Genomic DNA, 23,524 nt, shown 5'->3' with positions numbered 1-23,524 from the left:
CTTTTGCGGATCATGATTTTTTCCCCAGGAAGTATAAAAGCAGTCAGGCTATATACTAGCTCACCTGACTGCTTTTTAATGGATGATCGGTTTTTAAAACACGATGGAGCGTTGAATAAACCAGTACAGGCCAATGGCGATCATGGCGATGGAACTCGTAGCGGCGATGCGGGGATAGATTGGATAGCGCCGGATATAAGCCAGTAGGGGAAAAGCGACGGCGATGATGGCGATTTGGCCCAGTTCCACCCCAACGTTAAAAAAGAGAAGGGAAGAAGCAATACTGCTATGGGAGAGTTCCATTTCCTGCAAAATGCCTGCAAATCCAAATCCATGTACAAGGCCGAATAATAGAGCGACAATCCATTGATGTGGTAAATGGCGCTTGAACAGAATTTGTGAGGCGACAAAAACAATGCTGAGAGCGATTATGGACTCAACAATCCGTTCAGGGAAGGTGACTACACCCAAAGTTGCCAGGCCGAGTGTAATACTGTGACCGAGTGTAAATGCGGTGGCGATCTCAACGGTCTGTAGCAATCGGGTGGCGATCAACAGCAGGGATAGAACAAATAGGATGTGATCATATCCAGTAAAAATATGTTTGCCGCCTAGACTGATAAATTGCCATCCTTGCCGCAACCAGTTCCGTTCTCCCACTTCCAATTCCCGATCGGCAATGGTAAAAAGAAACTCCTGATCGACACCCTCACCTTTAATTTGTGCGATATTGAGGTGTGAGCGGTTGATGTCCTCAAAAAATAGATCATAGCGGATCCGGGTTGCGTCGCCGTCACAGGGATATAACAAGCCGATTTCAGCCAGGGGGTGTTCATCCAATGTACTGACAACGGTGTTGACAATCTGAGGTGTACAGGGAACTTCATCCCGATATACCCGTACCCCGGCAGCCAGTGGTTGATACAACGAATCTTTTCGATCGGCCAAGATCTTTTCCAGTTCAGAAGTAGAAGCGGTTTGCCACTCAATCGGTATATCGACTAATTGGCTCAACTCTTCGAAATCGAGAATTAAGTTGATATGAGCTTCCCCCGGCTTTAGCGTAATATCCATATAACCGTGGTTATTGTTATGGGCAGAAGTCGGAGATGCAAACAGCACCGTGAACGAGGTGGCGATTGTAAAAACGGTTAAGCTGATCAAGAGGAGCGATACATAACGTTGCATGGTTTTCTCCTTCTTTTACACAGAAATGGATCGATTTTGATTGACAGCAATAGAGATGGAGGCTTGATGCTCCATCTCTATTGCTTAAGAAAATTAGTGGTTAATTGCGCTGTTTATTTGTCTTTCATCTTTAAATCTTTAATCTCTTTCTCACCATTGGCAGACTTTTTCAGTTCAAATCCGTCAAACAAACTGCCGGTAGCGGTCCGTGCCTCATAGCGTATTACATTGCCGTCTACACGGATGAGCTGGTACAACTGGGTGTTTTTAACGGATTTACGAACCTCTGCTCCGTTTTCTTCCCAGTTTTTATGGGTAAGATCATACATCTTGGGACCGGAGACAGAGACGACAAAAACAGTATTGCTCTTGGGGTCTTTTGCCGTTACCCCAGTGGGGAGGTTGCTGACATGGCCACGGGCATAGCTATGGTCATGGCCTTGCAGTACGAGATCTACGTTGTACTTCTGTACAATCGGGAGCAGTTTTTCACGGATTTCAACATTGTCACGTCCCGGCGAATTGGCGAAGATCGGATGGTGGAAAGTGATGACGGTCCATTTATTGGGATTGTTTTTTAGTGCCTCTTCCAGCCAGGCTGCCTGTTTATCAAGCTCAGCTCCCTTTTTGTTGGTGTCGAGGGAGATGATGCGCATGCCTTGGTAGTCCGTATAGTATACCGTTTCTTCATGGCCTGCCGGCCCATTTTCCGGTAAGGCAAACTGCGGACGCCAGTATGGGGAGAGACTGCTGGGGGTATTGGGCACAATTTTGGCGTATTCGTGGTTGCCGGGGGTAGGAATGCTGGGGACCATCCCATTTAACCAGCCGCCGGCTTCAAACCATTCTCCCCACTGTTCATCCGCGTCACCATGGTTGATCAGATCACCGGCATGAATGATAAAGCGGGCATCAGGCAGATCGGAATAAGCTTTACGGATGACACGGGACCAGTGTTCCAGGATATCGTTCTGAGCATCGCCGACATACAGGAAGGCAAAGGGTTCATTTTTGGTGGAAGCGGTCGTGAACTGAAACCACTCGCTCCAGTTGACGCCATCGCCGACACGATAGAGATACTTGGTGTTGGGAGTCAGGTCTTTAAACTGAACGGTATGAAATTTGGCGGTGTAATTTTGGTTTCCTTTTACATCGGTGCTGCTCTCAGCGGTAACCGTCGTCGCGTTCTGTTTAAAGTTAGGGCCGTCTTCCGCTACGGCAATCTGGGCCTGGGGAGTGAGAACACTCGTATCGGTACGCCAGGATACAGCTTGAGTGGTAGTGGGCTCACCCTTCCAAGTGAGGACGATACGATCCGGAACCGGAGTGGGCTTGTACTTTTCGGCATCGGGATACTTGATGGCGGTCTGATTAGCCAGGGCGATATTGATGCTGGGCACGACCACAAAAAGAGCGAGTAAAAACAACGAGATACGGATCCAACGGCTGTTGAGCAATTTTTTGTTCACAGTCCATTCCCTCTCTTCAATTTTTTGCATCTAATGCTACCAAAATAGTAATCCGGTTGTTTGGTCTAACTGTTACATTCATTTTAAGGTGCTGTGAATAAGTGAAGAGAATAAGGGGGTAAGGACACAAACCAATCGATCTATCACTTCATATTCTGAGAATAAGAGGTGATAGATGATGAATGGAGCATATGGTAGTTACACTTTTTCGCTCCGTCGTTGGTCGTTGTTGAAGCGGATTGAAAAAGCGGGAGGAAATATCCGGTATATTAGTCGTCACTGTGGCATTGTATCTGCTTATGTTCCTAATGAGGAAATAAGAGGAATTTTAGAGGACCCCGCTTTGTTGACGGCAGAAGTGGATCAGCAGGTGCTCCTCCCAAAGCCGAAGTTGATCGGGGTGATCAGCCGGAATAGGATGATTCAAAAAATAAAACCCACCAGTCAAGTGGTAACGTGGAATGTGAAAAAGGTGTGGAAAGGAAACCCCGATCCACGAGCAGGAGCAGGTGTCCGTGTGGGAGTGGTGGATACCGGGATCAACCTAAATCATCCCGATTTACGCAAAAACATCAAAGGGGGAATCAATATTGTGGAACCGAAGCGTCCCCCTCATGATGGAAACGGGCACGGCACCCATGTAGCGGGAATTATTGCCGCCCGCAGCAATTCCATTGGTGTAACCGGGGTGGCGCCTGCGGCCAGTCTGTATGCGATCAAGGTTTTAAGCGATCGGGGAGTAGGGAGTATTTCCACCTTGGTACGCGGAATTGACTGGGGCATCGACAATGGGATGCATATTCTCAATTTGAGCTTAGGTGGTGGCAAAAATATTCCCGCTGCTCTCGCTCGTGCCATTAGAGTAGCCAACAGCCGTGGTGTACTGGTGATTGCGGCGGCCGGAAACAGTGCCAATGCAGATGGAAGCGGTGATACGGTAGAGGTGCCCGCCAGCCTGCCTACTGTGGTAGCAGTGGCTGCTCTGACCCGCGGAAACAAGCGAGCCCCATTTTCCGCTACCGGTCCCACCCTCGATATCGCCGCACCTGGGGTTAGCATTTTAAGCACATACACCGGCAATCGTTATGCGGCTTTAAGCGGAACGTCCCAGGCAGCTCCTCATGTGAGTGGGGTGGCGGCGATTTTACGACAACAGGGAATGTCTTCAGCCGCCATTAAACGGACTTTAAGTAAACGGGCGCTAACCTTGGGTTCCCGTCGCCTGTACGGCGCGGGACTAGTACAGGTTTGATGTCGGATGGGACCAAATTTTTTCGATATGGTGAGATAACGGTAACGCCTTAGAAAAGAGATAAGGCGTTTCTTTTTTTATTTACCATCGCCGGCTGTGTACAATCCTAGCTTTTCCAGCAAATCGGTTAAATCTTGTGGGAGAGGAGATGTAAAAATCATCTTCTCTCCTTTTAATGGGTGGGTAAAGTGAAGTTGTTGGGCATGCAGGGCTTGGCGCCGGATGTAAGCGGTGGATCCTCCGTACAGTTTATCCCCTGCCAGCGGGTGGCCCAGATGTGCCAAATGAACGCGAATCTGATGGGTACGTCCGGTATCCAGTTCCAATTGGAGCAACGTTGCTTTCTTTGATCGATCCAGCACCCGGTAGTGGGTGACGGCATGATCGCCACCGCGATCCACCCGCCGTCGCAACGGATGATTGGGCTCCTTAGCGATGGGCGCGTCAATGGTGCCTGTGGTTCCCACTTCACCCATTCGGCCACAGGCGACAGCCCAATAAATACGGCGAATTCGCTTCTCCCTCAGTTCTCGGTCCATCAACTGGTGGGCATAAGCATATTTTGCCACCAGCAACAATCCGGATGTATGTCGGTCCAATCGGTGCACGGGTCGTACGATGCCTTCCATTCCGTGAGTTTCTTTCCAATGGTACAAGATACCATTGGTCAGTGTTCCACCTTCAGCCGGTTGGGTGGGGTGCACTTTTATTCCTGCGGATTTGTTTACCACCATCCAATCCTCATCCTCGTAGATGACATCAACCGGGATCGGTTCTGGCTCTTGGTCGGATCGCTCGCGCGGGCGCACAGCTACTTGCAGCCGATCTCCCGTTTTTAATACGCGATTGAGCCACGGCATACTACCGTTGAGGCGGATGCCACGGGATCGGGTTAACCGGTTGATCATTCGATTGGAGAGAAGGAGGGGTCCTTTTAACACTTCAGTAACCGTTCGCTGGTTCCATTCGGAAGGAACGATATACGTCATCCATTTATTGTATTTCATGTGAGATCACCTGATCGATTAAATTCAAAGCCTAAAAGCCTATTGTAGAGGAAAACGGAAGAAATGGCCATATTTCAGTTGGCTTTGTCCTACTTTGGCGCACCTACCCTCTAGGGAAATAGGGTAAGTCTGATCAACAGCGATAATCAGGGCTGAAACCATTGATGTAGGATGTGACAATGGCCCGTTCCAAATCAGTGCCGGATTCATACATTATAAAAGATTGTTATTGGAGGGATGCAAGTGGTAACGGAAAAAAAAGTATCTCCTGCTTGGATACGATCATTGATCGGTACGATCGTCGCTGTCAAAACCGTGTCCCGATCACTGACCGGATGTTTGGTTGCGGTTACTCCTAAGTTCATTTTTTTGCGTGTATTCATTCATGGTCGGTTTGTCATCATTCGGATTCCGCGACGTAAAATCATCCGTATATTCCGGTTTCCGTGCGGGCTGCTAAAATAAAAAAATCAATCGTAATGCGCCGCCCTTCTTATAGAAGAGGGCGGTTTTTTGTTGTTAAACCAAAAATTTATAATTATTTCACTTCCCCCGATCCGTATTCGTTGAAAAAAGATGGGAAACAAGGGTATGATGGGAGTGGTAGTTTTTCAGAATGGGACCAGGGGGTTTATTCATGGCAAAAAAGAATAGGAGCTCCAAAAAACAACAAGCACAAGCCCGGGCTGAACGGATGAAGAATCTGACAATGATCACAGTGATTGTGCTCTTCCTGGGTCTGGGTATATTTGCAGTGGTGCGCACCTTTGTCGGAGGGGCGGAAGTGGTTCGCGTATCAGAGGATATTTTTGAATATGAAAATCAACCGGTTTTGGGTGATCCCGATGCACCGGTAAAAATTGTGGAGTTTGGTGACTATAAATGTCCTGCCTGTAAAGGATTTAAGGATCAGATTTATCCGCAGTTGAAAAAGGATTATATCGATCAAGGCAAAGTGGCGTTTTACTTTATCAACCATGCCTTTATCGGTGAAGACTCCATAACGGCGGCTATGGCTGCAGAAGCGGTATTTGATCAGGATCCGGACAGCTTCTGGCCCTACTTTGAAGCGATTTACGACAATCAAAGGAACGAAAAGATAGAATGGGCTACACCGGAGCTACTGACGAAACTGGCGGAAGAAAATGCGCCAAAAGTGGATCCGGATCAACTAAAGGAAGATATTGAGCAAGAAGCGCACAGGGAGCAGTTGGAAAAAGATCGGGAAATTGTGAGGAAGGCAAAAGTGAAATCCACTCCGACCCTGTTTGTCAACGGACGTAAGGTGGATGCAGCGGAAGCCTTCCAGTACGATGGCTTAAAAGAAATCATCGAGGAAGAGATGGCAGAAGCGAAATAAGGGAGAGAGTGCCGTGATCTGGGTGCGGAGATACCACCGATATCTGGCGTGGCTGGTATCATTGATGGCTGTGGGTGGCAGTCTTTACTTCAGCGAAGTGATGGAGTTTATCCCCTGTGAATTGTGTTGGGTACAGCGCATTTTTATGTACCCCTTGGCGATTATACTGGGAATTGCGACCTATTTTGACGATGATAAAATTATTCGCTATACCTTGCCTCTCAGTATAACCGGGGGATGTGTCTCCATTTACCACTATGCAAAACAGAAAGTACCAGGTTTTGATGAATTGGCTCCCTGTACCCAAGGAGTTCCCTGTAGCGGAGAATATATCAACTGGTTGGGCTTCATCACCATCCCTTTTCTCGCTTTAATCGCTTTTTCCTTGATTTCGCTCTTATTGTGGCTAGGGAGAAATCAAGCGGATTAACTTCGGGTGCCTGATGTCCAGGCACCTTTTCCTTTGGATCTTTTTGTAATTTTTTTCATATTTGTTGATGACACGATTTCTCTTTGGTACAGTTGATTTACCATCCTCGGGAGCGTGAAAAGCGGATTCAATGTCCGGTTTATAGAATTGATTAAACTCAATTAAAAGGAGAGGTTGAAAAGTGAGCGATCAGCTTTTAATATCCGTGATTCGTGTTGCGGACTTTGACACATCACTGATCTTTTACAGGGACAAGTTGGGCTTTCGCGTCGACTGGATCGATGTTGAAATCCGGACTGCACAATTGGTGGGGCCGAAAGAAGAACTGTTGGTTTTGACGGATGATCCGGAGCTAAATGTGTTGGATCTATATCCTGCTGAACAGGTGGCTGCAGCGGTTGAAGATCCGGCGATCGCGATGGTAACATCGGTCCCACCGGAACAGGTAGCGGATGTCCAGGCGATCTCAGGGGATGGAGAAGGGACGATGCAACCGCCGGCAGAATGGCCGAAAGAAGAGTTGGAGGAAAACGAGGAAGGATGGACGGGCAAACCGCTGGTAGAAGAGGTAGAAGGGGAGGAAGAAAGGGAAAAAGAGAAGAAAGTAGAAGCGGAAGCTCGCTGGCAGTTTCGTGAGGTGGAATCGGGAGGTACGCTTTCTTTCCAAGGGGAAAATCTGTTGATGTTCCAGGAACATTTGTCCGTGTTGGCGGTTCCCGATCTGCTCTTGGAGGAAAGTCCTGGGGTGGATCAGGTGCTTACGCTGAGTGATCCCGACGGGTACCGTGTGGCATTTTATGAAGATCTGCGCATGAGTGAGAGCGAATTGATCGATCTGTACCGCAAAGGTCCTGACCTCCTCGAGGGAGCGATGTTGGGATTGACTGAAGAAGATCTCGACCTTCCAGTAGATGAAGAGATGACGATTCGGCAAGTGGTATTGCAGATCATCGATTTTGATATGGAAATGATGCAACGGATTAAATGGGCTTTGGCTGAATCAGGCCGCTCCTATCCGATTCCCCTGTATGACGCCGATGAGTGGGTGGAAACGTTGGCTTACCAGCATCGCCCAGTCCATGTGGAGCTATCGATGCACCGTTTGATCCGGGATCACGTCTTAACCTTGTGTGAGCGAGTAGAAAATGCCCTTGAACGCCATCTCGTCTCTGAACAAGGGACCGTGGAAGTGCGGACGATGATGCAGGTGGTGGCGGAGGCAAGCCGGGAGCAAATCCAATCGATTTTGGAAACCCGCCATCAACACGGCAAATGATCTGCAAAGTGGAAGCATTGATTGAAATTATCAATCCGTATTTCTAAGTTAAAATATCTCCGATTACACCCCCGTAACGATTGCGGGGGTTTTTTCGTTGCCGAGATTGAAACGGGATTGTACGAAATTTATTGAACGACTTATTCGATAAATATAGCCCGTATTGTTTATTATCCGGTGGATGATGCCAGTTTGGTGGAGGATCGTGATCCAAACCAACCTCACTCCCGTTGGACGCAGATCTATAAAGCGCTGGCGGATGAAAAAAGACTCCGCATTCTGCGCGCAATTCAGCAAGGTGTGGACACGCTTCCGGCCCTCTCGGCGGATATCGGGATGCCGAAAACAACGCTACACCACCATCTCACCCTGTTGCGGTCGGCGCGGTTGGTAACGATGGAGGGAAGTCGATATCGGTTTGATCAATATACATGGTCGGTCTGCCGTGAAGAATTGGAACAATACCTTGGAATCGAGAGCGATGATGTTTCATAATAAAGAGAGAGTAATGCCGTTATCGTTTTATCGTTTATGGGTGGGAGAAGGGATATCGGCATTGGCGGGTTCCTGGGGGACGATGGCCAACGCCTGGCTCGTGTTCCACTGGACAGGATCAACTACCGCCATCGGTACAATGTGGCTGTTCTATTTTATCCCGTCTTTGTGTATTCAATGGGGGTTGGGGCCTTTTCTCGACCGATGGGATCGCGCGCGGATTCTCACTTGGTGCCAGTGGAGCCGCAGTGCCGCTTTCCTCATCATTTTGGGATGTCTGTTTTTCCAATGGGAAGCAGCAGGGCTATTGTATCTCGTGGCCGCCTGGACGGGGACGATTCAGGCTCTCTACACCCCAACGACGCAAGCGCTATTGCCCGCTTTGGTATCGAAGGAGATGCTGACTCGTGCCAATGCGCGTATCGATGCGACTTTCCGCGTGATGAACATGGCAGGGCCGGTTTTAGGCGGATGGGCGGTGGCTGTCGCCGGTGCAGAGCTAAATGTGGCTGGAGTGGTCATGTTTTACGCTTTTGGAGGGTGGCTGGCATCGGGCTTGCCGTCGATCCGCGGTAGGAAAAAGGAAGAGCAATTGTCTTGGAAGGAAGCGATCCGGGAGGGGATTCACTTTTTTAGCCGCGACTCCCTCTTGATCTGCCTGACGGTTTTAATGGCGGTAATCCAGTGGGCGGTGGCGGTGTTGCTGGTGCTGGGCTTGCCCTATGTAACGATGGAATTAGGGCATAATACCTTGGCATATGGCTGGTTTTTGGCGGGTTACTCCAGCGGTTATCTACTGGGTTCGCTGGGAGTATCACGCTGGATGAGAGGGCAACCGTTGCCGGCAGTTATGATTGGAGCCAATGTGATCGGAGGGCTTTCCTTTATTGGCTTGGCGCTGTCTCCTCATCTGGGTTGGGCCTTGGTGATGGAGGTAATGGCGGGGGTGTGTGCACCGTTCTTTCACGTTCTTAGCCTGCGCCTGTTCCAGGAGCGGGTGCCATCGCCGCTGATGGCGCAAGTTTTTTCACTGCGGGTGCTGGTGATGCGGGTGGTGATGCCTGTGGGAACAGTTGCGGCGGGTTGGATGGGAAGTGCATGGGGGATTCGTCCCGCCTTGGCGTTGACGGGAGGAGTGGTGATTATGATAACGCTGGTGGGAGGGGGCTGGTTAGCCGCCCAATGGTTGCGGAAATCATCCGATTCATCGTAAAGGGGGGTGCTTATGGGCAGACAGTGGATTGTATTGTGTATGAGTTTGTTGCTGTTGACCGGTTGCATTGATCAAGGAGTGCCGGCGGAAAAGGCTGACGTGATCGGAACTGTTACTGAAGTCCAGGAGCAAAGATTTTTACTGCGGGCGAAGGAAGATGTGATTCGGTCAGGGGATGTTTACGCAGTGGCGATCACCGACCGCACTTCTGTCTACCTGCAAAAAGCGGGAAAAGCGACTGCGGCGAAAATAGAAGATATTCAACAAGATCAACAGGTTTCCCTGTGGGTGGACGGTAGGGTACGTGAATCCGATCCCCCTCGCGTCAGTGCCAAAGTGGTTTTAATTCAAGAGGAAGAGTGAGATTGTCGAAAGGGAGACGAGGGATACACATGATGCAACTGAAACAAAAAAAATCGTTATCACCGGCGTGGGATCCGTGGGATCCTTGGTTTACACGGAAAGAAAAGGGGCGCTATGAGCTAACTAGTGTAGAATTCACGGTCACACAACTGTGCAACTTGCGCTGTGAACATTGTGCCGTCGGTGAGATGTTGGTACGGGAGGAAGGGGTTTCGTTGCCGGTGGATCAACTGATCCGCCGCGTAGATGAAGTGGATACGTTACAGACGCTTAGCATCACCGGGGGAGAACCAGTCTTAAATCCGCAAGTCTTCAAAGAGACGATTCGCCCCTTGTTGCGTTATGCTCGATCCCGCGGGTTGTATACCCAAATCAACTCCAACCTAACATTGCCACTATCCCGCTATGAGGGTTGGATCGAAGATGTGGACGTTTTACATATCTCCTATAATTACCGTGATGCAGCCGATTTTCATCGCATCGCCTTTGAAAAATACGGGCGGGAGGTGACACCCGCCGCAGCGGAAGCGCTGTTTAACCGGATGGTGGATAATGCCAAGGCGTTGTCGCAAGCAGGTGTATTCGTATCTGCCGAGACGTTGCTCAGTCCTTTTACTGCGCCGCATATCACGGAGATGCATCGGGATATTGCTGCGATGGGTTGTTGCCGCCATGAGGTACATCCGTTGTATCCCAGCGACTTTGCCCAGGGAATGGATTTGCTTTCGTTGGATGATTTCCGGAAAGTAATCCTTAAACTAGTGGAGCAGCGCGATCCAGCAGTATGGATCTTGTTTGGCACGCTTCCTTTTTATCCTTGTAGCGATCATGCTGCCGATCGGGAGTGCTGGCTTCGTTTACATCAGGAGGAGAATGTAACGATCCGCCAAGACCCCGATGGACGCAACCGTCTCAATATCAATGCGTTTACCGGCGATGTGATAGTAACCGACTTTGGGGATGTGCCTCCATTGGGCAATGTGGATCACGATCGCTTGGATGAGGTATTCCAACGTTGGTTGGAACATCCCATGGCCAAACGGCATCACTGTTTCTGTCCCGCTGCCCGCTGTACCGGCCCCAATATTTTGGTGGCGGATGCATACTACCGGGACTGGAATTTTCAACAGCGTCGGGCACAGGTTACCCTGGATGAGCACATACTCGTAAAGTAACCCCAATGATAAAAAGGGAAGAAGCCGGAGACGGCAACAAAAAGGATCCGGGTAAACGCCCGGATCTTTTTGCGCCATGATCGGGTTTAATACGGAAAAGGCGGATAGGGGCGATAGGGTGGATAGGGCGGATAAGGGTACTGAAGCGAATAGGGCTGATAAGACGGATAATAGGGATAGTGAATGGGATAAGGGGGGTAGTAGGGTGGATAGACACGGCGGCGATCTGACACGTTTACATCCTGCCCTTGATCCGGAAACTGTTGCACTTGGGCTTGGGGAAAGGGATCATATCCGTAACCGTAACCGTATTGGCTGGCGGCGGGATGTGCCCATTCATATCCGTGGGGGAAGGGGGCTCCAAATTCTTGTGAATCCTTCTTTTCTTTTTCCTGATATTGGTCAAAATCTTTGTCGGTCATCAGGCAACCTCCTTTGTCGGTCAAATGCCTACGCCACTAAATATATGTATCAATCGACTGATATTGTTTGTCCTACTTGATCTCTTTTGGAAAAAGGTATGGAAAAGGACCCGTCAATCCGTTATGGTGAAAGAGAATGGGGCTGTTACAAGGGGGGGAGAGCATGATCCTGCGTAAGATAGAAGACGGGTTGGATCTGATTCGGCAACATGACCATGGATGGGTGTCAGGGGATTTTGCCGAGCATTGGAAAGAGCGTCCCTCGTCCTCTGTTCTGTTTGCCATTCGCTACCATGATGTGGGTTGGGAAAGCTTAGATCAAACGATTACATGGAACCCAAAAACCGGACAACCGTACACGTTTGAGGATTATCCGATGCAAGCAAAAATTGACGCCTACCAGAGCGGGGTTGGCTGGGTGCAGGCACGAGACCCATATGCGGCCTGCCTGTGTAGCAGACACTATACTTCTTTTTTTATAAACGCGTCAGGGGAAGCGGAACGCCGGTTTCTCGCAGAGGAACAAAAGCGGCAAGAGCGATTGAAACGGCAGTTGGATGAAGAGACTCGTTCCCGTTTGGCCAGTGATTGGGCACTGTTAAAATTATGCGATGATCTATCCTTGTTTCTCTGTCTCAATCCCCCCGGTGAAAATCGCCATCCTTGGTATCAGGAAGGTTTTCATTTTCAGGGAAAACGGCTCAATCCAAGCTGGGAGGGACGGGATACCCTTTTTATTGAGCCCAATCCCTTTGCCTCTTCTTTTACTGTCCGTATCCCGTATGAGCGTTTGACAGAAGCGGGCCAACCGGTGACGGTGGGCACCAATGTGATTACGATACAGAGTGGGACCAGCGTTTAGAAACTGATTTGGGGAGAGGGAAGCGATGAGAGCGGTTGTATTTGATTTTGACGGACTGATTCTGGATACGGAGAGTCATGAGTATCGAAGCTTTCAGAAGCTGTATCGCGACCATGGAGTGGAACTGCCGGCGGAACGCTGGCAGGAGGTGATCGGCAGCTCCGACAGCACCTTTGATCCATATGCCCATTTGGAGGAACTGGTAGGAACAAAACTGGATATTCCTACGCTGATGGAAGAGCGGCGTCGCGATCACTTGGAGGGGATCGCCCGTGAACAAGTGCGTCCAGGGGTGGTATCCGTCCTAGATCAAGCCCGGCGCCTAGGGTGGGGGATCGGTTTGGCTACCAGCTCAACGCGGGAGTGGGTGACGGGACATCTTTCCAACCTGGGATTGTTGGATCGCTTCCATGTCATTTGCACACGGGACGATGTGGAACGTTCGAAGCCGGACCCCGCCCTCTATCGACTGGCGGTAGAAAAGCTAGACGTAGAAGCGGCAGCGGCCGTCGCTCTGGAGGACTCCCCCAACGGCGCCTTGGCAGCGAAGCGGGCGGGGCTGGCCTGCATCGTAGTGCCCAATGAAGTGACAGCAGGAATGACCTTCGGTGAGGTGGACGAACGCCTTCACTCGCTGGCGGAGCTGGATTTGGAAGCTTTTGCGGCGCGGATGGCGGCGGTCCGGCACTCATGAAAGTGACCGGTATCAACCATGTGACGGTGCGGGTGTCCGATTTGAACTGCTCGCTGTCGTTTTACCGGGATGTTCTGGGAATGGAGCTGGTTCATCGGGGGCGTACCGACGCTTATCTGGAATGGGGAGGGGTCTGGATCTGCCTGCTTCAGATTACTAACCCTCGTCCCCATGATGCGCAAGTGTTGGCAGTGGATCACATCGCTTTCTCCATCGCGGATGATCATTTTCCGGCAGCGGTTCAGTCGCTACAAGCGGCAGGTGTTTCCATTGTACGCGGACCGATGGAACGCGGCGGAGGCCAGGTGATCAACTTTCTCGATCCGGACGGGAATCAATGGGAACTGTACACCGGCAGCTTACATGAACGGATGAAAAGTTGGCGGTGATTGAGAGAGGACGGGGTCGCCCAGTTCGTCCTCTTGTTAGATTTGAAAAGGACGATAGAGGGTTTGTAGTCCCTATCGTCCTTTTTTGTCGTGATCATACCACGAAATTTTGATTTTTCCCCTCAATAATGATTGTTTAGGACGTCAACTTCAGATAGAATGGAAAAAATTATTTGCTGAGGGGTGAGGGTGTGGCGAACGAATATCAGCTGGAAAAGGCGACGACCATTGCCGTAAAAGCGGCGCAAGCGGCTGGGTCGATGGCTCGGGAGCGATTTAGTACTCAGATTGCTGGGAGAGGATGGCGATTTGGTAACCGGGATGCGGGAAAAGCCGTATCTGATCGCTTGCCACCCGCATAAGCACCCGATTTGGTTGGATTGGATTCATCAAGCTCAAAAAGGGAGAGAGAGGCGTGTTTGAGAAACGGATCGATGAGGAATTATCACTGCGATTACTGGAAAAACATCATGCAAACGCGTTGTTTCAGCTGGTGGATGTTAACCGGGAACGACTTCAGCGTTGGTTTCCATGGGTGGAGACCACTCGGGAACCGGCGGATAGTGAGAAATTTATTCAAGGTGCACTACAGGGCTTTATCGACGGCACCAGTCTCAATTGTGGGATTTGGTATCGAAAAAAGTTGGCGGGAGTGGTCGGTCCCCATTCGATTCGGGAGATGAACAACAATGCCGAGATCGGCTATTGGCTTGGCCAAGAGGCGGAAGGAAACGGAGTGATTACCCGTTCATGCACGGCTATCATCGATTATTTGGTAGAGGAGCGCGGGATTAATCGCATCGAAGCGCGCTGTGTTCTTGCCAATGATCGCAGTCGCTTGGTGATGGAGCGGCTGGGGATGCAGCGCGAAGGGCTTTTGCGCCAATGGCTAAAGCATGATCACGGCTATGAAGATGTATATATATATGCCGTTTTGGCTGGGGAGTGGCGAGAGAGGAGAGGGCGGGGTTGATTCGGTTGCAACCGATGGAGGCGAAGGATTGGATGCGTCTGATTGAGTGGACGGATTCACCGGAATTTTTGTTGCAATGGGCGGGTCCCAAGTTTCGTTTTCCCTTGGACGAAACGCAATTTCTGCGGCATGTGGAAGAAGAAGGGGTGTTTCGCCGCAATTTTAAGGCGGTGTTGCCGGATCGTGATGAGATGGTTGGTCATGTGGAACTGAATCAGATTGATTTACAAAATTGCTCCGCCACCGTATCCCGTGTGCTTCTGGATCCCCATCGGCGTGGGGGCGGATGGGGCCAGGCGATGGTGGGCGAAGTGGTGCGTATTGGATTTGAAGAGCTGCGCTTGCACCGTTTGGACCTGTATGTATTTGACTTTAACCGTTCCGCCATCGCCTGTTACGAAAAAGTGGGCTTCCGCCGGGAGGGGTTACTGCGTCACGCCCGCAAGGTGGGAGAGAAGTATTGGAACCTGTGTGTGATGGGTTTGTTGGAGGATGAATGGAGGGAAGGAGTGGGAAAACATGCCGATTAGTCCAACCCCGAAACCGCCATACTATGCCGTTATCTTTACCTCTCAGCTTTCTGACAAAGGGACGGAAGCCTATGGGAAAATGGCGGAACAAATGGTGAAACTGGCCCAGGAACAACCCGGCTTTCTCGGTGTGGAGAGCGCCCGTGATGCCGTGGGATTTGGAATCACTGTTTCATATTGGGATTCGGAGGAGGCCATCCGTCGTTGGAAAGAAGACAGTAGACACAAAGTGGCACAGGATAAAGGGAGAACGGAATGGTATGATCAGTTTTTCACCCGTGTATGCTTAGTTGAACGGGATTATGGAAAACGTTGACTCTACACGCCTAAGGCGGATTCTTGTGAATTTGCATACTCAGACCTTATCTGTTTTGGACCGCTCCCGAGTTTAGGGCGTTTTATCAACCCACCGCTGAAAGGTGTAAAAAGAGGACGTTTGATTGACGCCCATACGTGGGCGTCTTTATCTATTTTTAAAATTTCACAAAAATAAATCTGGCATCTTTGTCGGGCTTGTGCTAATATAGGAACAAATGTTCCTGTTATTCGTGTAAAAGAGGGGGGAGGAGAGGATGGTTTCAATCAGTAAGTCGGATAAGCGGATTTTTGCTACTTCGCCATGGCTGGATCGATTTTTAGCAGTGGAAGAACACCGTAAGAGGTGGGATCAAGTTTGGACTAATCCTGACCCCGTACGGGTGGAAGAGTTGGAGCGACTGTTTATTCACTATGTGACCGGAGTGCAGTGGCGAAGCTATTGTATGCGACGCCTTCGTCGTCGGGCCCGCGATTATCTAGCACAAGAACGGAGAAGGAGAAGCCGTTTTCCATTGTTATGGGATCAAGCGATGGACGAAGACGGAAACACGTGGGGGGCGAATCGGCCGGATCCGTTTGCATTGAAGCCGGAAGAGGTGGGAACAGGGTGGAATCATCCCGGCTTGGATATGGCGTGGAGACAGTTGACCGAGCAGCAACAACGCACCCTACTGCTTCATTGCCGCGATGGCTGGACCGATACCGACATTGCTCGCTTCCAGGGGGTATCGCAACAAGCCGTCAGCCGTACCCGTTCCCGTGCCCTTCGCAAAATACAGAGGTATATGCAATCAAGTTAAGGAACCCTATAGTGGTTGCGACAAAAGGGAAAATAGCTGGTTATCGATTCCGGTGAGTTGCTGTACGGACATCGGAAAATCTTTTTAGCAGCTAACCCAGGCTAGGGCAGACAAAATTGTAAATGTGTACCGCCTCATATGATATGAAATAAGCAAACGGAAGGGAGTAGCTATTCATACTGCTGACTACAGCAACAACCCCGACAGAAAGAAGGTATTGCACGTATGAACAGTATCTTGCGTACATCGGGGCATCTTTTGACAAAGAAATGAGCGGAAAGACGGGCATTTACACGAGGGTTTCCAATCGAGGTCAAGCAAACGATTGGTACAACCAAGAAACATTTTTGCGTGATTTCGCCAACGCAAAAGGATGGATTGTTGACGAAGTCATAAGCGATATTGGCAGCGGCCTGAACGACAATCGAAAAAACTGGAACAAGTTGTTGGATGAAGCGAGTAAACGCGAGGGAACTCGGATCATCATCGCTCACAAAGATCGGTTCATTCGCTTTGGCTACGACAGGAAAAAAATAAAGGAAGATCAAGATGTTGCGCGCGTTTAAAACAGAACTGCACCCAACTCCGGAACAATGCAGCAAAATCGCCCAGACGATCGGCGTCTGCCGCTTTTTGTACAACCGCTTTTTGGCCATGAACTTCGAGCGTCACCAAGCAGGGAAGCCGTTTATGAGCGGCTACGACTTTGACAAATACGTCAACCACGAGCTGAGCAAAACATTACCGTGGATCAAGCAAACGTGCGGGAGCAAGGCGAGGAAAAAAGCGATTATGAACGCCCAGAATGCCTTCAACCGCTTTTTTCACGGGCATTCTCGGCGACCGCGCTTGAAGAAAAAACAGCGCCAAGAGACAGGTGCCTATTTTCCAAAAAACAACAAAGGCGATTTACTTGTCGAACGTCATCGCATCAAAATTCCGACCCTTGGATGGACGAGACTGAAAGAGTACGGCTATATCCCGACAAACGCCAAAGTCGTCAGTTGCACGCTGACGAAAAAGGCGGATCGGTATTATATTTCGGTGCTCGTTGAGGTTGAAGAAACATCCATTGACGTTCAACCCAATGGCTTGGGAATCGGTGTCGATCTTGGCATTAAAGGCTTCGCTTTTACAAGCGAAGGGAAAACATTTCGCAACATAAACCAGTCTTCCACAGTCAAACAGTGCGAGCGACGTTTGAAGCGCGCCCAGCGCGCGTTGTCTCGTAAATATGAAGCAAAGAAGCGAGGTGAAAAGCCTGCTACTGAAGGTGGAAGCAACATCAGAAAAAACATCCTGCGCGTGCAAAAGCTACATCAGCGCTTAGCCAATAAGCGCAAAGCGTACCGCGCCTGGGTGGTGAGCCAGCTGGTGAAAACCAAGCCAGCCTCCATCACCATCGAGCACTTGAATGTGCGCGGCATGATGCGCAACCGACATTTAGCGAAAGCGATTGCCGCTCAAGGGTTTTACGACTTTAAACAGAAACTCATCCAAGCTTGTCAAAAGAGAAAAATCCAATTGCGTGAAGTTGCCTTGTTTTACCCTTCGAGTAAATTGTGTTCATGCTGTGGTGCAAAAAAGGTCACACTCTCGCTGTCTGAGCGGATTTTTCACTGCGACCACTGCGGCTATGAAGGCGATCGCGATGTCAATGCAGCAATGAATTTAGCGCAAGCGCGCGAATATGCAGTGCTCACCTAACGAGCACGCCTATATGTACCGTGGGCTACACGGGAATTTACGCCTGTGGAGTGTCATACGAACCGCAGTAGCGAGCTTTTGGCGAGACGGGACACGTTGAAGCAGGAAAAATCTAGACATAGGGATGTTTTTCTATGTTTTTAGTAGCAGCTGGTAGCATGGCAAAAATCGTCATTGATCCCGGACATGGAGGCAGTGACCCGGGGGCGGTAAACGGGGGTTATCAGGAAAAGGCGTATACCTTGGATATCGGGTTGCGGGTGCGTAATTGGCTCCAAGCCAATACCAACGCACAGGTGTTGATGACCCGCACCACTGATGCTACGGTCAGCTTGGAACAACGGGCCAACCTGGCCAATGCCAATGGGGCTGACTACTTCTGTTCCATTCACATCAATGCAGGGGGAGGAACGGGCTTTGAAAGCTTCATCTACGACGGCACGGTTTCTCAGCCCACCTTTGATGCACAAAATCGAATCCACGCTTCTGTGATAAATACGATTGGGCCACGATATGGTGTACGCGACCGCGGAAAAAAACGGGCCAACTTCTACGTCCTGCGCGCAACCGCCATGCCGGCGATTTTGCTGGAAAACTTGTTTATCGATACGGCGGCGGACCTCGCTTTGTTGAACAATAGCGCCTTTATTCAGGACCTATCCAATGCGATTGGAGCAGGAATTGCGCAATCCTATGGCTTAGCGGTCACAGAAGAGGAGAAAGTAGCTGTTTTCGCCAACGGTGAGCCCCATGAAGATGGGGAAAAATAAAACATTCTCCTTCACCCAGGGTTCAGGAGAAATCGGTGATGGGAAAGGGTGGAGGGAGTGAAATGTGATCGGGGACAAACAGGCCGGGGCGTTGCCCCGCCTTTTTTGTGCAACTGCAACGGTAACTCTTGATCATGTTTCGGGATATCCCCATTCGACCGGCGTTGTTCCAGTTGTGGATATCGAAACGACGAAATAAAGAAGCTAAACGGAAGCGAACCGACACATCCAGGGGCAACGAACCTCATATTTGAGATGTCAAGCAGCAAAGAATATCTTGCAAGAAGGGTTGCGATTGATCACTGTGGGGACCCCAGTCTATGTTTGATTCGTTTCCGCAGTTACGGAGAAATCCCGAGAATCCTCTAGACATGGAGACTGTCAACTCTTTCAACATCAAATCTTATCTTGATTTTAACAATCCTTCCGTACAATCAAACGATAAAGTGATACTTTCATTCAATCGAAGATTTTGCATTTGTTGAGCTGATTCAGCCGAACAGACAGAGCCTATTGAATGGAGCTTGACGATACAAGGAGGGATTATAGTGAAAAAATGGATGGGAGCGATTGCGGCGGTAACCATATTTAGTTTGATTCTGCCTGCTGCCGATTGGGCAGGAGCGGCACCGCAGCAACAGGATCGTTTGGTACAGGGTACGGAAAAGCTGCAATTGGACTTATTGAAGCGTTATTACAGCGGTGCCGATTTTGATAATGGCGGTGCGGAAATCGTCGCTGTTGACACCCGCCACCAACTGGCTTATTCCGTCAACGGAGCGGCCAAAGCGGTTGATGTATTGGATCTAACCGCATTGACGGAGAACGGGGCTCAGTGGAAGCAGAAGCGACGGATCACATTGCAATCCTTTGATTTAGGGGAATTTCAACCCAGTGATATTACCAGTGTAACGGTACATCCCGAGGGAGAATGGGCAGCGGTGGCGATGCCGGCAGAGCCGAAAACGGATGCCGGTGTGGTTGTGTTTGTCGATGCGGAGGGTCGCTATCTCCACCATGTTCAGGTGGGTGCTCTCCCTGATATGGTGACCGTATCCCCGGATGGAACCAAAGTGCTCTCCGCCAATGAAGGGGAGCCGAGCGATGACTATACTATCGATCCGGAGGGTTCTGTCTCCATTATCGATGTCTCGAACGGTGTGGAGCAGGCGACGGTAAATACCGTCGGATTTAACGATCTCCAGCCTTCACAAATTGATCAAGATGTGCGCGTCTTCGGTAAAGGGGCCACCTTTGCTCAAGATATGGAGCCGGAATATATTCAAGTGACGCCGGATAGTAAAACTGCCTACGTCGTCTTGCAGGAAAACAATGCGATCGCTGCACTGGATTTGGAAAACGAAGCATTTACCCGTGTGTATGGATTGGGTGTCAAGGACCATTCCGTCAATGGGAATGAGCTGGATGCTTCCGACAAAGACGGGCGCATTAATATCCGTAACTGGCCGGTGTTGGGTATGTATCAACCGGACGGGTTCCAACTGTTTCAGGTACAGGGAAAAACGTATCTGATTACCGCTAATGAAGGGGATGCTCGTGATTATGATGGCTTCTCCGAGGAAGCGCGGGTAAAAGACCTCGTTAACCCGGATAAGGTAGGGGCGAAAATTCGCTTAAACGCCAAGCATTATGCGGGGTATAACCAGAAGGAACTGGATCGGATGTTGCAAGAGGGATTGTTGGAGGATGATCAGCTGGGCCGCTTGACCGTCAGTGCCGTCGAAGGAGAAAAAGAGGGTGTCTATGAAGCTCTCTATAGTTTCGGTGGACGTTCGTTTTCCATTTGGGAAGTGACGGATAAAAAATTAAAGCGGGTATACGACAGCGGTAGCGATTTTGAACGCATCATCGCTGATGCGCTTCCGCAGTACTTTAACTCCAACAACAACGAAGCTTCCTTTGATACGCGCAGTGATGACAAAGGGCCTGAACCGGAGAGCGCCATCGTCGGTCAAGTAGGTGAGAAGTTGTACGCCTTTGTTGGGCTGGAACGGGTGGGCGGCGTTATGGTATACGATCTGAGCCAACCGCAAAAACCGCGCTTTGTTACCTACTTTAATAGCCGTGACTTTGAAAAGGGGACTTCGGTTGAAGCCGGTGACGTCGGACCGGAAGGTTTGGCCTTCCTCTCGGCTGAACAAAGCCCCACTGGAGAACCGATTCTCTTGGTTGCCAATGAAGTTTCCGGTACCGTCGCAGCCATTTCAATTCAGGAGAAGTAAAGGCAACCCGCAACAGTGATTAAGGAAGTCGGGAAAGTTTCTTCCGCCCGGGCCTGTTCAGACGAAGCCACGGCCAGTGGGGTATTCACGGAGTCAAGTGATGACCGCGGTGTCTGAGGCCGCTGACAAACGTATTATGAAATGTTTAGGGTGGTTATCCCTCTTTAGCTCCGTAGCAGAGCTGCTTATTGGATAACCACCTTCCCTTTATTTTTTACGCAATCCAACTTGTACGTACATAAGATTTTTTAAATACTAGCGATTTACCCGTTTAAGGAACTATCTAGAGCGATCATTTTTGCTTTAAATGGCCAAAATTGCGCATTGAACAAAAGAAAAAGAGCTGATATAGTATAGGAAATTAGATTAAATATACTGATTAGACTGATGAATGGGAGTTATTAGCCTTGTATTTGTACGTACAATAGAGGGTGAGTCTTCCTGTTCTTCAGGTGTGGAGGCAAGAGAGTGTAAGTAAAAAGGTGAATGGCCTACAAGGGGTTGAAGAAGAGCGAAGCCGGGTGAAGGATGTAATCGACAAAGCGTTATCTTGATGATTGAGCAGTTACCCTGTCGTGCTGAGTCTATTTCAAACCACAGAAATGTAACCGTTTTCAATCGAGGAGGAAATACCGAGATGTTACGAAAACTCACCCCGCTAAAAATCAATCATGTCCGCCTGCAAGATTCCTTTTGGTCCCCTCGCGTGCAGCTGTTGCATCAAGCCATTCTTCCGTATCAATGGCAGGCGTTAAACGATGAAATCGATGGCGTAGAAAAAAGCGGCTGTATCGACAATTTTAAAATAGCCGCCGGAGAACTGGAAGGATCTTATCACGGTTTTGTCTTTCAGGATTCCGATTTGTATAAATGGTTGGAAGCGGTCGGATATAGCTTACAGACAGAGCCTGACCCCGAGTGGGAGAAGAGGGCGGATGAAGTGATCGACCTGATCGGGAGGGCACAGCAGCCTGACGGCTATATCAATACGTACTATACCGTCAAGGAGCCGGGTAAAAGATGGACCAATTTAATACACAATCATGAGCTGTACTGCGCCGGACACTTTATCGAAGGTGCCGTCGCGTATTATAAAGCGACGGGAAAAAGAAAAGTACTGGATATCGCATGCCGGTTTGCTGACTATATCGCATCTGTATTTGGTGACGGGGAAGGGCAGCTCAAAGGTTATGACGGCCATGAAGAAATTGAATTGGCGCTGGTAAAACTTTATCATGCGACAGGGGATCAGCAGTATTTAGATCTTAGCCGATTTTTTATTGATGAAAGAGGGCAAGATCCTTCGTTTTTCTTAGAAGAGTGTGAGCGACGAGGGGAGAAACGACGAAAAGAAGATCTGGAATATCATCAAGCGCATCTCCCTGTTCGCAGTCAAATGGATGCGGTCGGTCATGCGGTGAGAGCGATGTATTTATACGCGGGTATGGCGGATGTAGCTGCGGAAACTGAGGATCACACGCTGTGGGAAGCGTGTCAAACGCTATGGAAAAGCGTGACGGAAAAAAGAATGTATATCACCGGTGGTGTAGGGTCCAGCAGCCATGGTGAATCGTTTACGATCGATTATGATCTACCCAATGATTACGCCTATACCGAAACTTGTGCGGCCATCGGTCTCGTTTTTTGGGCTCATCGGATGTTACAGATTGAACCGAATAGCATCTATGCCGATGTGATGGAGCGGGCGTTGTACAATGGCGTCCTCAGCGGGATGGCGGAAGACGGGAAGTCGTATTTTTATGTGAATCCGCTGGAGGTGTGGCCGGAAGCGTGTCATCATCGCCATGATAAAAACCATGTGAAAACGGTGCGCCAGGGGTGGTTCGGTTGTGCCTGCTGTCCGCCTAATATTGCCCGGTTGCTGGCATCGCTAAATCAGTATCTTTATTCCTATTATGATCAGGAAATCTATGTACACTTGTATATCAGCAGTGAAGCCGAAGCGGAGTTATCAGGTGGACGTGTTCGGATTACGCAGGTAAGCTCCCTTCCATGGGACGAGGACGTAAAGTTGACGGTCTCCGTGCCGGAGCCGGCTAAATTTACCTTGGCCCTGCGCATCCCAGCCTGGTGCCAGGGAGCTCAACTTACGATCAACGGCGAGACGGTCACATGGGAGTCCGTAAATGGCTATGCCAAAATCAACCGCCGCTGGTCGGATGGGGATCAGCTTGAATGGAGACTGCCGCTGACGGTTGAGCGTCTTTATGCAAATCCCAATGTCCGTGTAAACGCCGGTAAAGTGGCACTGCAACGGGGGCCGCTCGTCTATTGTTTGGAAGAAGTGGACAACGGTCCGACGTTAACCGATCTCTGCCTCCCGGTAAATGAGGAATTAACCGTTCAGGTTGAAGCGGATTTATTGGGAGGGGTAGCGGTCATTTCCGGAAATGGGGTTCGTTCCAATCCCTCCGGTTGGGAGCATGCGCTCTACCGTCCCGCCCCGCTTGATTCCGTTTCCGCATCGATAAAGGCGATTCCCTATTATGCCTGGTGTAACCGCGAGCCTGGTGAAATGTTGGTATGGATTCGTGAATGCTAAACCCTTTTCCGAAAGGAATGAGGAC

At 49.8% G+C, this 23,524-nt stretch carries 25 protein-coding genes; 21 read left to right on the top strand and 4 right to left on the bottom strand.

What is annotated here, in order from left to right:
• Positions 1-93: 93 nt before the first annotated feature.
• Both C8J48_RS12310 and C8J48_RS12305 read right to left on the bottom strand, forming a co-directional pair.
• Entirely contained in the window at positions 94-1,188 is a 1,095-nt protein-coding gene (locus tag C8J48_RS12310) for a HupE/UreJ family protein (protein ID WP_107727235.1), read from the bottom strand.
• A 113-nt stretch (positions 1,189-1,301) separates the two neighbouring features.
• On the bottom strand, positions 1,302-2,657 hold the full coding sequence (locus C8J48_RS12305; protein WP_170105451.1) for a purple acid phosphatase family protein: 1,356 nt from the start codon (positions 2,655-2,657) through the stop codon (positions 1,302-1,304).
• Between the two features lie 178 nt (positions 2,658-2,835).
• On the opposite strand from C8J48_RS12305, the gene C8J48_RS12300 reads away from it, so the two are divergent.
• A complete protein-coding gene (locus tag C8J48_RS12300; RefSeq protein ID WP_170105449.1) occupies positions 2,836-3,909 on the top strand; it encodes a S8 family peptidase in 1,074 nt (357 codons plus the stop codon).
• A gap of 77 nt (positions 3,910-3,986) precedes the next feature.
• Here the strand turns inward: C8J48_RS12300 and C8J48_RS12295 are convergent, their stop codons facing one another.
• Positions 3,987-4,916, bottom strand: a complete 930-nt coding sequence (locus tag C8J48_RS12295) for an RluA family pseudouridine synthase (RefSeq protein ID WP_107727229.1) — start codon at positions 4,914-4,916, stop codon at positions 3,987-3,989.
• 637 nt (positions 4,917-5,553) lie between these two features.
• Between C8J48_RS12295 and C8J48_RS12285 the strand changes: the two genes are divergently transcribed.
• The 7 genes from C8J48_RS12285 (at position 5,554) to yfkAB (ending at position 11,228) form a co-directional block, all read left to right on the top strand.
• Entirely contained in the window at positions 5,554-6,276 is a 723-nt protein-coding gene (locus tag C8J48_RS12285; RefSeq protein WP_170105447.1) for a DsbA family protein, read from the top strand.
• Between the two features lie 13 nt (positions 6,277-6,289).
• Positions 6,290-6,706, top strand: coding sequence for a disulfide oxidoreductase (locus tag C8J48_RS12280; protein WP_107727222.1), 417 nt, complete (start codon positions 6,290-6,292; stop codon positions 6,704-6,706).
• A 181-nt stretch (positions 6,707-6,887) separates the two neighbouring features.
• Positions 6,888-7,982 carry a hypothetical protein gene (locus tag C8J48_RS12275; RefSeq protein ID WP_107727220.1) on the top strand — a complete coding sequence of 365 codons (1,095 nt, stop codon included), beginning with the start codon at positions 6,888-6,890 and terminating at the stop codon, positions 7,980-7,982.
• 195 nt (positions 7,983-8,177) lie between these two features.
• A complete protein-coding gene (locus C8J48_RS12270) occupies positions 8,178-8,477 on the top strand; it encodes a helix-turn-helix domain-containing protein (protein ID WP_170105445.1) in 300 nt (99 codons plus the stop codon).
• Positions 8,464-9,690, top strand: a complete 1,227-nt coding sequence (locus C8J48_RS12265) for an MFS transporter (RefSeq protein ID WP_107727216.1) — start codon at positions 8,464-8,466, stop codon at positions 9,688-9,690. The genes C8J48_RS12270 and C8J48_RS12265 overlap by 14 nt, the downstream gene beginning before the upstream one ends.
• A gap of 12 nt (positions 9,691-9,702) precedes the next feature.
• Complete coding sequence (locus C8J48_RS12260; protein ID WP_107727214.1) at positions 9,703-10,053, top strand: hypothetical protein; 351 nt, start codon at positions 9,703-9,705, stop codon at positions 10,051-10,053.
• A gap of 32 nt (positions 10,054-10,085) precedes the next feature.
• Positions 10,086-11,228 (top strand): radical SAM/CxCxxxxC motif protein YfkAB, encoded by a 1,143-nt coding sequence (yfkAB, locus tag C8J48_RS12255; RefSeq protein ID WP_342748247.1) that lies wholly within the window; start codon positions 10,086-10,088, stop codon positions 11,226-11,228.
• Between the two features lie 86 nt (positions 11,229-11,314).
• Here yfkAB and C8J48_RS18945 read toward each other — a convergent pair whose 3' ends face one another.
• The gene (locus tag C8J48_RS18945) at positions 11,315-11,650 is read right to left on the bottom strand and encodes a hypothetical protein (RefSeq protein WP_211316623.1); all 336 of its coding nucleotides are present in this window, start codon (positions 11,648-11,650) and stop codon (positions 11,315-11,317) included.
• 163 nt (positions 11,651-11,813) lie between these two features.
• On the opposite strand from C8J48_RS18945, the gene C8J48_RS12245 reads away from it, so the two are divergent.
• The 13 genes from C8J48_RS12245 to C8J48_RS12190 all read left to right on the top strand — a co-directional run bounded on the left by C8J48_RS12245 (position 11,814) and on the right by C8J48_RS12190 (position 23,499).
• Complete coding sequence (locus C8J48_RS12245) at positions 11,814-12,512, top strand: DUF3891 family protein (protein ID WP_170105443.1); 699 nt, start codon at positions 11,814-11,816, stop codon at positions 12,510-12,512.
• Between the two features lie 25 nt (positions 12,513-12,537).
• Positions 12,538-13,206, top strand: coding sequence for an HAD family hydrolase (locus C8J48_RS12240; RefSeq protein WP_107727208.1), 669 nt, complete (start codon positions 12,538-12,540; stop codon positions 13,204-13,206).
• Complete coding sequence (locus C8J48_RS12235) at positions 13,203-13,595, top strand: VOC family protein (protein WP_107727206.1); 393 nt, start codon at positions 13,203-13,205, stop codon at positions 13,593-13,595. Before C8J48_RS12240 ends, C8J48_RS12235 begins: the two co-directional genes overlap by 4 nt.
• Positions 13,596-13,786: 191 nt before the next feature.
• A complete protein-coding gene (locus tag C8J48_RS18785) occupies positions 13,787-13,957 on the top strand; it encodes a hypothetical protein (RefSeq protein WP_170105441.1) in 171 nt (56 codons plus the stop codon).
• A 53-nt stretch (positions 13,958-14,010) separates the two neighbouring features.
• Positions 14,011-14,568, top strand: a complete 558-nt coding sequence (locus C8J48_RS12230) for a GNAT family N-acetyltransferase (RefSeq protein ID WP_170105439.1) — start codon at positions 14,011-14,013, stop codon at positions 14,566-14,568.
• Positions 14,565-15,098 (top strand): GNAT family N-acetyltransferase, encoded by a 534-nt coding sequence (locus C8J48_RS12225; protein WP_245891142.1) that lies wholly within the window; start codon positions 14,565-14,567, stop codon positions 15,096-15,098. Before C8J48_RS12230 ends, C8J48_RS12225 begins: the two co-directional genes overlap by 4 nt.
• On the top strand, positions 15,088-15,414 hold the full coding sequence (locus C8J48_RS12220) for an antibiotic biosynthesis monooxygenase family protein (protein ID WP_107727202.1): 327 nt from the start codon (positions 15,088-15,090) through the stop codon (positions 15,412-15,414). The genes C8J48_RS12225 and C8J48_RS12220 overlap by 11 nt, the downstream gene beginning before the upstream one ends.
• Before the next feature lie 256 nt (positions 15,415-15,670).
• A complete protein-coding gene (locus C8J48_RS12215; protein ID WP_107727200.1) occupies positions 15,671-16,216 on the top strand; it encodes an RNA polymerase sigma factor in 546 nt (181 codons plus the stop codon).
• Positions 16,217-16,485: 269 nt separating this feature from the next.
• Positions 16,486-16,782: a recombinase family protein gene (locus C8J48_RS12210; protein ID WP_107727198.1), complete on the top strand. Its 297-nt coding sequence runs from the start codon at positions 16,486-16,488 to the stop codon at positions 16,780-16,782.
• Entirely contained in the window at positions 16,766-17,923 is a 1,158-nt protein-coding gene (locus tag C8J48_RS12205) for an RNA-guided endonuclease InsQ/TnpB family protein (RefSeq protein ID WP_107727196.1), read from the top strand. Before C8J48_RS12210 ends, C8J48_RS12205 begins: the two co-directional genes overlap by 17 nt.
• 134 nt (positions 17,924-18,057) lie before the next feature.
• Positions 18,058-18,693 (top strand): N-acetylmuramoyl-L-alanine amidase family protein, encoded by a 636-nt coding sequence (locus tag C8J48_RS12200; RefSeq protein ID WP_245891141.1) that lies wholly within the window; start codon positions 18,058-18,060, stop codon positions 18,691-18,693.
• A 548-nt stretch (positions 18,694-19,241) separates the two neighbouring features.
• Positions 19,242-20,936 carry a choice-of-anchor I family protein gene (locus C8J48_RS12195; protein WP_107727194.1) on the top strand — a complete coding sequence of 565 codons (1,695 nt, stop codon included), beginning with the start codon at positions 19,242-19,244 and terminating at the stop codon, positions 20,934-20,936.
• Between the two features lie 637 nt (positions 20,937-21,573).
• The gene (locus C8J48_RS12190) at positions 21,574-23,499 is read left to right on the top strand and encodes a glycoside hydrolase family 127 protein (protein ID WP_107727192.1); all 1,926 of its coding nucleotides are present in this window, start codon (positions 21,574-21,576) and stop codon (positions 23,497-23,499) included.
• The last annotated feature ends 25 nt before the right edge of the window (positions 23,500-23,524 follow it).

The sequence above is a fragment of the Desmospora activa DSM 45169 genome (assembly GCF_003046315.1).
Taxonomy (GTDB): domain Bacteria; phylum Bacillota; class Bacilli; order Thermoactinomycetales; family DSM-45169; genus Desmospora; species Desmospora activa.
The sequence above is the reverse complement of the archived record's forward strand: the minus strand, read 5'-3'. Positions and strand labels throughout refer to the sequence as shown.

Excerpts from the sequence above, each read along its gene's own strand:
- C8J48_RS18945 (WP_211316623.1), bottom strand. The coding sequence starts at position 11,650 with ATGACCGACAAAGATTTTGACCAATATCAGGAAAAAGAAAAGAAGGAT.
- yfkAB (WP_342748247.1), top strand. The coding sequence starts at position 10,086 with ATGCAACTGAAACAAAAAAAATCGTTATCACCGGCGTGGGATCCGTGG.
- C8J48_RS12200 (WP_245891141.1), top strand. The coding sequence starts at position 18,058 with ATGTTTTTAGTAGCAGCTGGTAGCATGGCAAAAATCGTCATTGATCCC.
- C8J48_RS12210 (WP_107727198.1), top strand. The coding sequence starts at position 16,486 with ATGAGCGGAAAGACGGGCATTTACACGAGGGTTTCCAATCGAGGTCAA.
- C8J48_RS12245 (WP_170105443.1), top strand. The coding sequence starts at position 11,814 with ATGATCCTGCGTAAGATAGAAGACGGGTTGGATCTGATTCGGCAACAT.
- C8J48_RS12190 (WP_107727192.1), top strand. The coding sequence starts at position 21,574 with ATGTTACGAAAACTCACCCCGCTAAAAATCAATCATGTCCGCCTGCAA.
- C8J48_RS12285 (WP_170105447.1), top strand. The coding sequence starts at position 5,554 with ATGGCAAAAAAGAATAGGAGCTCCAAAAAACAACAAGCACAAGCCCGG.
- C8J48_RS12220 (WP_107727202.1), top strand. The coding sequence starts at position 15,088 with ATGCCGATTAGTCCAACCCCGAAACCGCCATACTATGCCGTTATCTTT.
- C8J48_RS12260 (WP_107727214.1), top strand. The coding sequence starts at position 9,703 with ATGGGCAGACAGTGGATTGTATTGTGTATGAGTTTGTTGCTGTTGACC.
- C8J48_RS12300 (WP_170105449.1), top strand. The coding sequence starts at position 2,836 with ATGAATGGAGCATATGGTAGTTACACTTTTTCGCTCCGTCGTTGGTCG.
- C8J48_RS12235 (WP_107727206.1), top strand. The coding sequence starts at position 13,203 with ATGAAAGTGACCGGTATCAACCATGTGACGGTGCGGGTGTCCGATTTG.
- C8J48_RS12215 (WP_107727200.1), top strand. The coding sequence starts at position 15,671 with ATGGTTTCAATCAGTAAGTCGGATAAGCGGATTTTTGCTACTTCGCCA.
- C8J48_RS12265 (WP_107727216.1), top strand. The coding sequence starts at position 8,464 with ATGATGTTTCATAATAAAGAGAGAGTAATGCCGTTATCGTTTTATCGT.
- C8J48_RS12205 (WP_107727196.1), top strand. The coding sequence starts at position 16,766 with ATGTTGCGCGCGTTTAAAACAGAACTGCACCCAACTCCGGAACAATGC.
- C8J48_RS12240 (WP_107727208.1), top strand. The coding sequence starts at position 12,538 with ATGAGAGCGGTTGTATTTGATTTTGACGGACTGATTCTGGATACGGAG.
- C8J48_RS12295 (WP_107727229.1), bottom strand. The coding sequence starts at position 4,916 with ATGAAATACAATAAATGGATGACGTATATCGTTCCTTCCGAATGGAAC.
- C8J48_RS12310 (WP_107727235.1), bottom strand. The coding sequence starts at position 1,188 with ATGCAACGTTATGTATCGCTCCTCTTGATCAGCTTAACCGTTTTTACA.